Annotated in this window: 10 protein-coding genes; 4 read left to right on the top strand and 6 right to left on the bottom strand. The window is 70.7% G+C overall.

Going from position 1 to position 12385, the window contains the following annotated elements; all coding sequences use genetic code 11:
• The first annotated feature begins 119 nt into the window (after window positions 1-119).
• Window positions 120-767 (top strand): endonuclease I family protein, encoded by a 648-nt coding sequence (locus tag D7V97_RS30465; RefSeq protein WP_120614146.1) that lies wholly within the window; start codon window positions 120-122, stop codon window positions 765-767.
• Between the two features lie 9 nt (window positions 768-776).
• Window positions 777-1427, top strand: coding sequence for a hypothetical protein (locus D7V97_RS30460; RefSeq protein WP_147445033.1), 651 nt, complete (start codon window positions 777-779; stop codon window positions 1425-1427).
• Between the two features lie 15 nt (window positions 1428-1442).
• Here the strand turns inward: D7V97_RS30460 and D7V97_RS30455 are convergent, their stop codons facing one another.
• Genes D7V97_RS30455 through D7V97_RS30445 form a run of 3 tightly spaced genes read right to left on the bottom strand, consistent with a single transcriptional unit; the run spans window position 1443 to window position 3667 of the window.
• Window positions 1443-2465 (bottom strand): hypothetical protein, encoded by a 1023-nt coding sequence (locus tag D7V97_RS30455; protein WP_120614144.1) that lies wholly within the window; start codon window positions 2463-2465, stop codon window positions 1443-1445.
• Window positions 2466-2469: 4 nt separating this feature from the next.
• On the bottom strand, window positions 2470-2880 hold the full coding sequence (locus tag D7V97_RS30450; RefSeq protein WP_120614143.1) for a DUF2089 domain-containing protein: 411 nt from the start codon (window positions 2878-2880) through the stop codon (window positions 2470-2472).
• 46 nt (window positions 2881-2926) lie between these two features.
• Window positions 2927-3667: a YqjF family protein gene (locus D7V97_RS30445; protein WP_120614142.1), complete on the bottom strand. Its 741-nt coding sequence runs from the start codon at window positions 3665-3667 to the stop codon at window positions 2927-2929.
• A gap of 135 nt (window positions 3668-3802) precedes the next feature.
• On the opposite strand from D7V97_RS30445, the gene D7V97_RS30440 reads away from it, so the two are divergent.
• Together D7V97_RS30440 and D7V97_RS30435 are read left to right on the top strand one after the other, a co-directional pair.
• Window positions 3803-5332, top strand: a complete 1530-nt coding sequence (locus D7V97_RS30440) for a hypothetical protein (RefSeq protein WP_120614141.1) — start codon at window positions 3803-3805, stop codon at window positions 5330-5332.
• Window positions 5329-5706 carry a DUF2019 domain-containing protein gene (locus D7V97_RS30435; protein WP_120614140.1) on the top strand — a complete coding sequence of 126 codons (378 nt, stop codon included), beginning with the start codon at window positions 5329-5331 and terminating at the stop codon, window positions 5704-5706. The genes D7V97_RS30440 and D7V97_RS30435 overlap by 4 nt, the downstream gene beginning before the upstream one ends.
• Here the strand turns inward: D7V97_RS30435 and D7V97_RS30430 are convergent.
• From D7V97_RS30430 to D7V97_RS30420, 3 genes are all read right to left on the bottom strand, one after another.
• Window positions 5693-6793 (bottom strand): acyltransferase, encoded by a 1101-nt coding sequence (locus D7V97_RS30430; protein ID WP_120614139.1) that lies wholly within the window; start codon window positions 6791-6793, stop codon window positions 5693-5695. The two genes, D7V97_RS30435 and D7V97_RS30430, sit on opposite strands and share 14 nt — an antisense overlap.
• A gap of 51 nt (window positions 6794-6844) precedes the next feature.
• Window positions 6845-7651: a hypothetical protein gene (locus tag D7V97_RS30425; protein ID WP_120614138.1), complete on the bottom strand. Its 807-nt coding sequence runs from the start codon at window positions 7649-7651 to the stop codon at window positions 6845-6847.
• A gap of 5 nt (window positions 7652-7656) precedes the next feature.
• Window positions 7657-12385, bottom strand: a 4729-nt coding sequence (locus D7V97_RS30420) for a non-ribosomal peptide synthetase (protein WP_120614137.1), incomplete at its 5' end; no start/stop codon positions are given.

The raw sequence follows: 12385 nt of genomic DNA, 5'->3' as shown, positions 1-12385 counted from the left end.
GCCTCATGCTCATCTAGTCCCGCCCGCCCTCCGCGCCTCGCACCTCGACGGCGTCCACGTCGGCTTCCAGCTTCGAGTCCCGCGCGCCGAAGAAGACCCCCTCCAGGCCGCCGGCGCCGGTGGATGACTTCACGCCGGCCGGTCCGGATCCGCGCTACGACGGGATGAAGGACCAGGTCCTCATCAAGGCGCTGCACGACGCGGTCTCCAAGCACAAGGACCTGGGATACAACGGCGCGCGGAAGATCATCTTCACGGCCCTGGACAACCACGACGGCATCGTCAAGTGCGTCTACACGGGCAAGGAAGTGAAGACGGACAAGATTCCCAGCAGCAACGTGATGAACACCGAGCACACCTGGCCCCAGTCCAAGGGCGCCACGGGCCCGGCCAAGGCGGACCTGCACCACCTGTTCCCCACCGACAGCAAGGCCAACTCCATCCGGGGCAACTACCCGTTCGGCACGGTGAAGACGGTGAAGTGGACGGAGAACGGCTCGAAGTTCGGCACGGATGAGAAGGGCCGGATGGTCTTCGAGCCGCCGGATGCCCACAAGGGCAACGTGGCGCGCGCGCTGTTCTACTTCTCCACCGTGTACAACAAGCACATCCCGCCCGAGGAGGAGACCGTCCTCAAGCAGTGGAACACGCTGGACAAGGTCGACGTCGCCGAGTCGAAGCGCAACGACGCCATCGAGACCTACCAGCAGAACCGCAACCCCTTCGTGGACGACCCGACGTTGTCGGAGCGCATCGCGGACTTCTAGAGTCCCCGCATGCCTCGTCCTCTCGCGCCCTTGTGGGCGCTCGTTCCCAGCCGTCCCGGCGTGCCCCTGATGAAGGTGGGCGGCACGCCCGAAGCGCCCGGTCCCCTGGACTGGCCCGCCTGTGAGATGTGCGGCGGGCCGCTGCGCTTCCTCTTCCAGCTTCCGCACGTGGAGGGCCAGCTGGACCTGGCGCCGTACGCGTCGGTCCACGTCTTCCAGTGCGAGAACCCCGACTCCGTCTGCTTCCGTTGGGATCCGGAAGAGGGTGCCAACGCCGCGGTGGCGGTGAAGGCCGGCGCGCCTGCCGTCAGCGCGCCGCCGGGCCCGGTGAAGTCCTATGCCGAGTGGACGCTCGGCTTCGAGCCCGCCACCGAGGACACCGAGGCCCTGTCGGTGGACCCCAACGAGGCCACGGACGAACAGCTGGCCGCGTTGGATCGCGCGCAGGAAGCAGCGCCGGAGAGCAAGGTGGGCGGCGTGCCCGGCTGGCTCAACGGCGAGGCGACGCCGGAGTGCTGTGATGCGCCCATGCGCTTCGTCGCGCAGCTCGCCGCGATGCCCTATGGCCTGGAGTTCGGCGACAACGGGCGGGGCTACCTCTTCCGGTGCACGCGGGACGACTGCGAGCGGCCCTTCCGCTTCCTCACCCAGGGCGCCTGAAGCGGGCCGTGGCCTCTAGCGCTGCATCGCGGTCAGCAGCTTCTGCGCGTCCGCCGCGCTGAGCTTGCCGGCCTCCACGAGGTCCAACACGCGGCGCATCTCCGCTTCGGGGATGCCCGCGGAGGGCGGGGGGGCGGCCTGCTCCGGCCGCGCGTGCGGAGAGGTGCCCGGATGATGCGCCCAGGGCGGCGCGCCCCACGAGTTCGCCCAGGCGTGGGCCCAATGGTGGGCGTGGCGTTCCGCGCGACGCTGCCAGCGCTCCGCCTTGCGCTGCCAGCGCAGCGAGTCCGCCTCCCACGCCTCGTGCGCCACGTCCTCGGAGCGCGAGCGGCCCGACTCGCGGATCCGCACTGAACCCAGCTCCGTCTCCAGCACGAGCGTCGTGGCCGCCTGGGGGTTGGACGGGTAGCGCGTGTGCACCGCGCCCATCGCCGTGCGGGCCGCGACGTGCACGTCGAGCCCCGGCACCAGGCGCAGCTCCACCGCGCCCACCTGCGTGCCGATGCGGTGCTCGCCCACGTCCAGCGCGTCCACGTCCAGCTTCACCGCGCCCGCCTGGGCGGAGATGTTCAGGGTTCCGCCCACGCGCTCACCGACGATGCGGCCCGCGCCCGTGCGCAGGCTCAACTTCCCGTGCACGTCGCGCAGGCTCGCGGTGCCGGCGTCGGTGGACAGGTCCAGCTCGCAGTCCTTCAAGCCGGAGATGCGCACCGCGCCCGCGTCCAGGTGGAGCTTCGCGTGCACGTTGGCGGGCACGAACAGCTCCGCGTGTCCGCCCTGGCGCCAGAACAGCGACAGGAAGCCGGACTCCCGCGGCACCAGCTCCACCTTCGTCACGCGCCCGTGCTCGTGGATGCGCGCCTCCACGCGGCCGTGCGTGACGAGGTAGGGCTTCTCGCCTTCTGGCAGCGGGGACACGACGAGCGCGGCGGCCGTCGCGTGCAGCTCCAGCTGCGCCTGCTGGCCCCAGGGGATGGCGTGGCGCTGGGCGCTGTCGCGCGAGGAGTCGGAGGACGGCGTCGCTTCGGGTTCCATCATGGGGTTACTCCCGTGCCTTCTTGAGGCGTTGGGCGGCCTCGTCCGCATCGATGAGCCCGGCCGCGAGGTCATCGAGAATCTGGGCCCGGCGCGGAGACGCACGCTCACGGGCGGGAGGCGGGGGCGGTGCGCCCGGCGTGTTCCCCAGGGCCTCCACCACGTCGTCCAGTCGCGCCACCACCGTCGGATAGGAGAGGCCCAGGGCCTGCTCCACGTCCTTGATCTTCCCGCGACAGCCGATGAACACCCGCACGAAGGCGAGCTGCTCGGGCGACAGCTGCTGCACCCAGCCCGTCGTGAAGCGCCCCTCCACCGCCGAAGCGCACCCGTCGCAGCGCACCCGCTCCACGACGGTGCCTCCTCCACAGACGGGACAGCGGGTCGGGATGGGCCAGGTGGGCTTGGGGGTCGTCATGGCGTGGGGTTCAGAAAATCAATTTGTGAATTGAGAATATTGATTTCTACAGGCTTGGCAAGAGGGGGAGTTCATTTCCTGGGAAGACGGACACCTCCGAGCCGGTGGCGACGAAGGCGGAGTGGGGGGGGCCCTGGAGGGCTTCGGAGAAGGCGGGGCCGTAGAAGCGGGGCACGTCGCAGTCGAAGGCGGTCTCCTGGGCGCGCCAGACGCTCCAGCGCGGGTGCTCCACGCGGTACTCGGCGCAGCCGCCGTCGCGCTGGGCGGTGTAGCCCCAGTAGTGCTCGGTGATGAACTCCTCCTGCGAGCCGGGCGTGCTCTCCGCCGGGCTCCCGACGGTCCGGGCCGACAGCTGGTGCCAGCGGCCGTGGGACTTCCACGCGTACGCGACGTGTCCGGGAGTGCCGGTGTCGGCGCCGTCCATGCTCACGGTGTGGCGCATGGGGTGCGCGGCATAGGGCTCGTTGTAGAGGACGCGCGCCACGGTGGCGATGGCGAGCCGGGGGACGATCTCCCGGACGAAGACCACGCCGCGCCGCCAGCCTTCAGGCCCCTGGCGGCGCACGTAGAAGCGCAGGTTCACTTCATCGAAGTCCCGGTGGAACGGCACCGCGATTCCCCGCACGCGCGTGTCGAGGAAGCGGAAGCCGACCATGCTCGCGAACGTGTGGCCCTGCCACGAATCGAGCTCGGTGCCACGGGGCACGAGGGGCCGCAGCACCGCCGGATCCACCTCGTAGTTGAGCATCAGGAGGTACCGCCACGTCGCCGTCAGGAAGGGGCGCATGCGCGAAGGTGTAACGCGCGCGGGTTGCGTGAGACCAGGGCAGTGGGTCGTTCGCAGAAGCCGTCATGTCGGATCGGAATGGAAGCACTCATGCGCCCGCCTTGAAGGGTGAGAGCCTGCGAGCCGAGGTGGACGATGCGCGTGAACGTCGTGGTGCTGTGCCTGGTCCTGGTTGTCACGGGCTGCGCCGGGGTGGAGACGTCCTCCCGGAGAGGTGGCTCGCGAGTGCTCCGGCAGCGAGCGGCCTCCGTTTCGGACAGCTCCCGCGAAGCGCGGCGGAGCACCGACGCGGAAGACGACGGACCCGAGGAAGAAGAGGACAGCCCGCGACTGCACCGCCGCCATCCCGAGCGCATGCCGTGGGGGACGGTCCTCATTTCTTCCGGGCCCGGGACGCTGTCACGGCAGGCCGTGGAGATGGGCCTGCTGGAGGTGGACGCCTTCGAGACGCTGCTGGTGCGTGCCGGGCTGGAGGACCTGGACGAATTGCCCGTGCGCCACAATCCCTTCACGCCCGAGGACGCCGTCGAGGTGCTGGGGCGGTTGATGCAGAAGCCGGTGACGTTGGACACCTTCCCGACCCGCATGGCGGCGGGCTTCCTGCTGCGCGAGGTGCTGGAGCGCGGAGACGTCTCCCGTGAGGAGCTGGTGCGCCGGGTGGCACGCTTTGCCCGCGAGCAGGTGGCGGTGCTGCGGCCGGACGGCTACCTCGCGTGGGCCCTCGACGGAAGCACGCAGCAGAAGGTGGCACCCGTCGAGTGGAAGGATGGCGCGTTTCGCGCGGGGCGCTTCGAGCTGGGGCGCTTCTACAGCGGCAAGGGGGGTGTCTTCCGCGCCGTGGACGCGCGGCTCCAGGCTTCGGATTGGCGGCCCCTGGCCGAGGTCTACGACGACGCGGACGTCATCAACCGCTCGCTGGACGGGGCCGAGGACGCCTTCGTGGCGCTGTACCACGCGCTGGGGCAGGTGCTCTCCCGTCCCAGGGACAGCCTCGTGGGATTGAGCAACCTGCCGGCGGGTGTTGCGGTCCTCATCGCGTCGTCGCCCGCGTACTGGGAACGCTTCCAGTCCATGACGGAAGGGGAGCAGATTCGCGAGGTGGCGCGGCTGACGACGGGGCTCCTCGTCACCTGGGGTGTGGCCTCAGCAACGACGCGCACGTTGACGGGGATGGTGGCGGGTGCGGAAGCCACGGTGCCGGTGCTCTCGCTGTCGGCGGAGGGCGCGCTGGTGCTGGAGCATGCCGCGGTGCCGGTGGGACGCGCAGCGTCGGTGTTGAGCGGCGGGCCGGGCGCGGCCATCATCCTGCAGCGGGTCGATGACGCTGCGGGCTCAGGAGATGAGAGCGGTGGTGGGCCGAAGGCATATGCATCCTTCAAATCCTTCAAGCGGGCCATGGGTCCCGCAGGGGAGGGCAAGGAGTGGCATCACATCGTGGAGCAAACGGACGGGAACGTGGCCCGCTTCGGGCCGAAGGCGATCCACAATGTGGAGAACGTGATCCCGGTCGATGAGGCGGTCCACCGGCAGATCAGCGGGCTCTACTCCTCGATTCGGTCATATTCTCAAGGCAAGACCGTGCGCACCTGGCTGAGCACTCAATCCCTGGAGGCACAGCGGATGTTCGGGCTGAAGGTCCTTCGTGATGCTGGGGTCACTCCGTGAAGCGTGAGTCGGTGAAGCAGACTTCTGTTCCTGAGCTGGCGGCAACCTATGCGGAGGCGGCGGCCCTGCACGGGCAGGCTTCCGTTGAGGGCGCCCACCGCGTTGCCAACGCCCAGTACAAGAAGCTCATGGCTGCATGGAGAGCGCTGCGGAACAGGGGGGAGGACGGACGTGCGGCCCTGACCGAGCTGCTGCAAGCCAGCAACCCCCATGTCCGGCTGTGGGCTGCATCCCATGTCCTGGAGTTCGCCCCCTTGCTCGCTGAAGCGGAGCTGGAGCGGCTGGCTCACGGTCCTCCAAGCGTGGTGAGGCTCGACGCGGAGATGACCCTCCGTGAGTGGAGGGCCGGGAACCTGAAGTTCACTGAAGACTGAGCGGCGCCTTCTTGAAGTCTGCCCGTCGCTCCAGGCGCTCGCGCCACCTCAGCACGGGGCGCTCCACGCCGTGGTGCAGGAGCAGCGAGGCGAGCAGCACCGCCACGGCGCCCCCGGCCAGGGTGACGACGTGGAACGTGCCCAGGCCGTAGGGCTCCAGGGCGACTCGCACCGCGTGCTGCACGGACTTGTGCGTGAGGTAGACGGTGAAGCTCAGCGCCGCGAAGGTCCGCACGCCCGGGATGCGGGCACAGACGCGCGACACCGTGGGGCCCGCCATCCACAGCAGCAACGCCGCGTAGCCGAGCGAGACCAGGGGGAACGCCAGCACGGCGTAGGACAGCTCCCGGTTGTACTGCTGGTTCACGAAGGCCGCACCTCCAAGACCCAGCAGCGCCACGGCCGGCACGAGCACCCCAGGCCTCTGCGTCCAACGCTCCCATGCCGCGGGCCGGTAGACGCGCACCATCGCGAGCAACACGCCGCACAGCAGGCCGTCGAGCCGCGCGTACGTCGGGTAGTAGAGGACCGTGTCATAGGTGCGCCATGCCTCGTCGTCCGGGCCCAGGCTTCCGAAGAAGTGCAGCCACAAGCCGCCGCGCAGGAGCATGCCGGCCAGCATCACGGCCACCGCGCCCGCGATGACATGAAGCGCCCGCACCCTGCCGCGCAGCGCGAGCACGGTGAGCGGGAGCACCAGGTAGAAGTGCTCCTCCACGCACAGCGACCACGCGTGGGAGAAGCCGCTGATCCGCAGCCCGAAGTTCTGCGTGAAGGTGAGGAAGCGCCACGCGGGCACGATGAACGGCCGCTCGCTCCAGGCCGGGACGAACACGTACAGCCCCAGCACGACCAGGAACGACGGCAGGATGCGCAGCGCGCGCCGCAGGTAGAAGCGTGACAGTGACGGCGTCTCTCCCCGCGCCACCGGCTCCAGGAGCTGCGAGCCGATGAGGAAGCCGCTCAGCACGAAGAACAGCTCCACGCCCGTCCAACCGAAGTTGGCGATCATCCGGTAGGTCTCGTGACCTTCGGGGCGCGGATGGTGGAAGAGGACGACGAGGACGATGGCCAGGCCCCGGAGCAGGTCCAGGCCGGCGAGGTGACGCGGTTCGGTGGAGTTCAGCGGACGCGGCTTTCAGCGGGGGGGAGGACTCGATGCTAGCAGGGCCCTCGTCACCGTTCGCAACGTCTCTGTTTCGGGCCAGAAGCCCCGGCTGGCGTACTTCACCAGACGCTCGGCGGTGATGCGCGGGCGGACCATCTGCACCACCCGGACCCGGCGTCGGAAGAGGTCGGCCCAGGTGTGCGGGCCCGCGTGGAGCTGCCGCCCGTCCAGCAGGAACTGGCAGATGCTCAGGTCCGTGAAGGCCAGCTGGTTGCGCACCGGTTCGCCTCCCCCGGTGAAGAGGGCTGGGATGTGGACGAGCTGGAGCAGGTGGCCCTCCTGCGAGTGCAGCTCCAGCGCGTACATCTCCCGGCCGTCCGGGAACCGCCGCAGGCGCAGCCGCTCCTGGAGCGCGCCGTCCCCTTCGAACACCGCCCCGGCGCAGGGCGCATGGTCGTCGCGGCCCCGAACGCGGTCCATCAACCAGGGGCCCCAGCGCGTGGCCCCCTTCCGCCGGCAGGGCGTGTAGCCCGTCGCCAGCATCCGCCGCGCGGTCCGCTCCAGCGCTTCGAGCGAACCGCAGAACAGGTCGTAGTCGCCCCTGTCCCCACCGTCGCGCATCTCGCCCGTGAGCCACCGGAGGATGCGGCCTCCCAGGAGCCAGGTGTCCTCGCCCAGCAGGTGCAGGTGCGGCAGCTCCGGCAGGTCCAGGATGCGCTGGACCTCCCGGAAGGACACCGGTGGCCGGTGCTCCAGCGCCGCCGCATCGTTGCTGGCGCCCGCGCCCAGGAGCGCTCGCAGCAGCGCGTCCTCGGTCCGTGTGAAGCGTCGGGGCATGGCGGCTACCCGTCCCTTTCGTGCGACGTCGGTGCGGCGAGCAAGGTCCTCAGTCGCTCGGCCAGCGCGTCCACGTGGGGCGGGCGGATGAGGGCGAAGTGATCACCCGGCACCGCGTACACCGTCACCCCGCCCTGGACGAGCGGTCCCCAGCCGAGGTCTTCCGAAGCCTCCGGACCCGCTTCGGCCCGGAGCAGCACCAGCGCTCCGTCATACGGCCCGGGGACGTAGGCCCGCGAGGCCCCCTGGTTCGCACCGAAGCGGTGCCACAGCTCCCGCAGCTCCTCGCACGCGGCCTCCTCCAGTCCCATCGCCACGCCCAGGTCGAGCGGCCCTTCCAGCACCAGGCGCAGCTCCACCGGATCCACCAGCCCCAGCACCTCCACCGCGCGCGGATGCACGTCCGCCAGCCGTGAGAGGTGATCCGCGAACTCCAGCACCCGCTGGCCCATCGCCTCGTCCGGCGTGAGCGTCTGCGCGGAGGCTGGCTCCTCGCCCATCGCGTCGATGACGACGAGCAGCTCCACCGCTTCGCCCTGGAGGCGGAGCTGACGCGCCATCTCGTACGCCACGCGTCCTCCCATGGACCAGCCGCCCAGGCGGTACGGCCCTGTCGGCTGCACCCCGCGCACGGCGTCCAGGTAGCGCGTGGCCATGGCCTCCACCGTCGGGCCCGCGCCGTCCTTCGGCACCTGGAGGCCGTAGAAGGGCTGCTCCGGATCCATGCGCCGCGCCAGCTCCAGGTAGCCCAGCACGCTGCCTCCCACCGGGTGCACGCAGAAGAACGGCATCCGGGCGCCTCCCTTGCGCAGCATCACCAGCGGCGAGTCCGACGACGTGCCCGCGTCGATGCGCGCCGCCAGCCCCTCCAACGTGGGCGCCTCGAAGAGGTCGATGACCGCGAGCCTCGCGCTGAACAGCGACCCCGCCTTCGCCACCACCTGCGTGGCGAGAAGCGAGTGGCCGCCCAGGTCGAAGAAGCTGTCATGCACGCCTACGCGCGGCACTCCCAGCAGCTCCTGCCACAGCGCGGCCAGCCGCTGCTCGGTGGGCGTGCGGGGCGCGACGTGCCCGGTGTCCTCGGTGGAGCGCGACGGTTCGGGCAGGGCCTTGCGGTCCACCTTGCCGTTGGATGTGCGCGGCAGGGCGTCCAGCACCACGAAGGTCGCGGGCACCATGTAGTCCGGCAGCCGTGTCGTCAGGTGGGCTCGCAACGCGGACTCTTCCAAGGCCTGCTCGAAGCGGCCCACCGCGTAGGCGATGAGCTGACGGCCCTGCGAGGCGTCGTCGCGGGCCACCACCACGCACTCGCTCACGCCGGGATGCCGCGCGAGCACGGCCTCCACTTCGCCCAGCTCCACGCGATAGCCGCGAATCTTGAGCTGGTGATCCACGCGGCCCAGGAACTCGATGCGGCCGTCGCGCAGCCACCGCACCCGGTCCCCCGTCCGGTACATGCGGGCCCCCGGCTCCGTCGCGAAGCCGTCCGGCACGAAGCGCTCCGCCGTCAGGTCCGGCCGGCCCAGGTAGCCTCGGCCCACGCTCGCGCCGCCGATGAACAGCTCGCCTGGGACACCCGTGGGCACCGGCTGCCCGTACGCATCCAGCACGTACACGCGCACGTTGCCCAACGGCCTGCCGAGCGGCACTGACCGCGTTCCGGCCACGCGCACGCCGCGCTCCACCCGCTGCGCGAGCACGCCCACCGTCGTCTCCGTGGGGCCGTAGTGGTTGAACACCTCGCAGTCGGGCGACAGCGCGTGCACCTTCTCCACCAGCGTCCACGACACCGTGTCGCCACCCAGCACCAACCGGCGGCGTGGCAGCAGCCGCTTCGCGTCGTCTCCCGCGAGCAGCGCCTCCAGGTGCGTGGGGACGATCTTCAGGCCCTGCACGTCATGCGCACGGCCGTACGTCACGAGCTTCCCCGCGTCCGACGCCGTATCCCGGTCCACCAGGTGCACCGCGCCTCCCGCGCACAGCGTGGGGAACACGGCCGTGTGGCCCAGGTCCGCCGCCAGCGTGGACACCGTCGCGAAGGACATGCCCTGGGGCAGCTCCAACCGCTCGCTGACGCCCGCCACGTAGCAGGCGAGTTGCCGGTGCTCGATGACCACGCCCTTGGGCTGACCGGTACTGCCCGATGTGTAGATGACGTAGGCCGCGTTGCCCGGCAGCACGCCCGTGTCGGGGGCGTCCTCCGGTTGCGCGTCCAGCAGCCCGTCCTCCGCGTCCAGGGCCACCAGCAGCTCACCTTGCGAAGGCAGCTCGTCCGCGAGCGCTTCCTCGGTGACGATGATCTGCACGCCCGCGCCCTTCAGCACGTGGCGCATGCGCTCCGGGGCGCTCGCAGCGCCCGGATCCAACGGCACGTAGGCACCCCCCGCCTTGAGGATGCCCAGCAGGCCCACGAGCGCGTGCGCCCGCCGCTCCACGAACAGGCCCACGCGCGTCTCCGGCGCGACGCCGTACTGCTGGAGCAGGTGCGCGAGCTGGTTGGCCCGCCGCTCCAGCGCCGCGTACGTGAGCGTCCCGTCCGGGGCCACCACCGCCAGCGCCTCCGGCGTCCTTGCCGCCTGTTCGGAGATGAGGGTGTGGATGCAGCGCTCCGCGTACGGCCGCGCCGTGTCGTTGAACGTCCCGAGCAGCCGCTGACGCTCAGGCTCCGGCAGCAGCGGGAAGTCCGACAGGCGCAGCGTGCCCTCGTGCGCGACGATGCTCGTGAGGACCGCCTGGAAGCGCTCCGCCATGTGCTCGATGGTGGCCTCGTCGAAGAGGTCGCGGTCGTAGCTCCAGGAGCAGAACAGGCCCTGGGGCGTGGGGCTCATGGACACGGTCAGGTCCAGCTTCGCGGCGGCGGTGCTGCTCGCCCCGTCCACGCTCAGCTTCAGCCCGGGCAGCTCCAGCGCCGTGTGCGGCGTGTTCTGGAGGATGAGCTTCACCTGGAACAGCGGTGCGTGCGCGCGGCTGCGCTCCGGGTTCACGGCGCGCACCACCTCCTCGAAGGGCAGGTCCTGGTGCGCGAAGGCGCCCAACGACACGCGACGCGTCTGCTCCAGCAGCTCCAGGAAGGTGGGGTTGCCGTCCATGCGCAGCCGCACCACGAGCTGGTTGATGAAGAAGCCGATGAGCGATTCGGTCTCCGCGGTGTCGCGGTTGGCCACGTCGGTGCCCACCACCACGTCCGTCTGCCCGCTGTAGCGGTGCAGCAGGCCCTGGAAGGCCGCCATCAACGCCATGAAGAGGGTGGCACGTCCTCGCTGGGCCAGGGACTCCAGGGCCGTGGTGATGGCCGGCTCCGTCGTCCGCACCACCGTGCCGCCCCGGTGGGCTCGAACCGCGGGGCGGGGACGGTCCAACGGCAGCTCCAGCACGGCGGGCGCTCCCGTGAGCTGGTGGCGCCAGTAATCCAGTTGCTTCTCCAGCAGGTCGCCTCGCAGCCACTGGCGCTGCCAGGCCGCGTAGTCCGCGTACTGGATGGTGAGGGGAGGCAGCGGCGAAGGCCGACCCTGTTGATGGGCGACGTAGAGCGCGCCGACCTCGCGCACCAACACGTCCATGGACCAGCCGTCCGACGCGATGTGGTGCATGGTCAGGAGCACCCGGTACGCGTCCTCCTGCAGTCGCAGGAGCCGGGCCCGCAGCAACGGGCCCCGCGCGAGGTCGAAGGGCTTCAGCGCCTCTTCCACCTCCAGCCGGTGCGCCTCGGCGTCGCGCGCTTCCGGAGCGAGGGCGCGCAGGTCCACCTGTTCGAGCGGCAGCGCGAGCGCGGGCAGGACGACCTGCGACGGGCCGTCGGGGCCTTCCTGGAAGACGGTGCGCAGGGACTCGTGTCGGCGCATCACTTCCTGGAAGCAGTGCTCCAGCGCGCGCACGTCCAGGGCTCCCTCCACGCGCAGGGCGATGGGGATGTTGAACGTGGACGTGCCCGGTTCGAGCTGGTCGAGGAACCACAGCCGCTGCTGCGCGAACGACAGCGGCATGCGCGCCTCGCGGGGCACGGGCCGCAGCGGCGGTGCCTGGAGCGACGCGCCGTCCTGGAGCTGGGCGTCCACGCGCTGCGCCTGTTCTTCCAGCGTGCGGGCCTCGAAGAGGACCTGGAGCGGCAGCTCCACCTGGAAGGCCGTGCGGATCCGCGACAACAACTGCGTCGCGAGCAGCGAGTGTCCGCCGCGCGCGAAGAAGTCGTCCGTCGCGCCCACCGCCTCCTGCTTGAGCACTTCACGCCAGAGCACGGCGAGACGGGTCTCGGTGTCCGTGCGCGGGGCGATGAAGGCCTCGCTGGCGCGTTTGGCCTCCGGAGCGGGGAGGGCGCGGCGGTCCAGCTTGCCGCTGGTCGTGCGCGGCAGGGCTTCCAGGGGAACGAAGGTCGAAGGCACCAGGGCCTCCGGCAGCGTGTGCCGCAGGAAGGTGCGCAGCACTTCGGCCTCCACGGGATGCGCGGAGCGGGAGACGACGTAGGCCACCAGCGCGACGCCGTGGGCTCCGTCGTCACGCGCCACCACCGCGGCTTCGCGCACGTCGGGGTGCTGCGTGAGCACGGCTTCGACCTCGCCGGGTTCCACGCGCAGGCCGCGCAGCTTCACCTGGTGGTCGAGCCGCCCGAGGAACTGGAGGCGTCCGTCGGACAGCCAGCGCGCCCGGTCTCCGGAGCGGTACAGCCGGGCGCCGGGCTCGGTGGCGAAGGGGTGGGGGACGAAGCGCTCGGCGGTGAGGTCGGGACGTCCGAGGTAG

It is taken from the genome of Corallococcus sp. CA053C (assembly GCF_003611675.1).
Lineage (GTDB): Bacteria > Myxococcota > Myxococcia > Myxococcales > Myxococcaceae > Corallococcus.
This window is presented reverse-complemented; position numbering and strand designations above follow the sequence as displayed.

Coding starts and splice junctions, on each gene's coding strand:
- D7V97_RS30460 (WP_147445033.1), top strand. CDS start 777: ATGCCTCGTCCTCTCGCGCCCTTGTGGGCGCTCGTTCCCAGCCGTCCC.
- D7V97_RS30445 (WP_120614142.1), bottom strand. CDS start 3,667: ATGCGCCCCTTCCTGACGGCGACGTGGCGGTACCTCCTGATGCTCAAC.
- D7V97_RS30425 (WP_120614138.1), bottom strand. CDS start 7,651: ATGCCCCGACGCTTCACACGGACCGAGGACGCGCTGCTGCGAGCGCTC.
- D7V97_RS30455 (WP_120614144.1), bottom strand. CDS start 2,465: ATGATGGAACCCGAAGCGACGCCGTCCTCCGACTCCTCGCGCGACAGC.
- D7V97_RS30450 (WP_120614143.1), bottom strand. CDS start 2,880: ATGACGACCCCCAAGCCCACCTGGCCCATCCCGACCCGCTGTCCCGTC.
- D7V97_RS30440 (WP_120614141.1), top strand. CDS start 3,803: ATGCGCGTGAACGTCGTGGTGCTGTGCCTGGTCCTGGTTGTCACGGGC.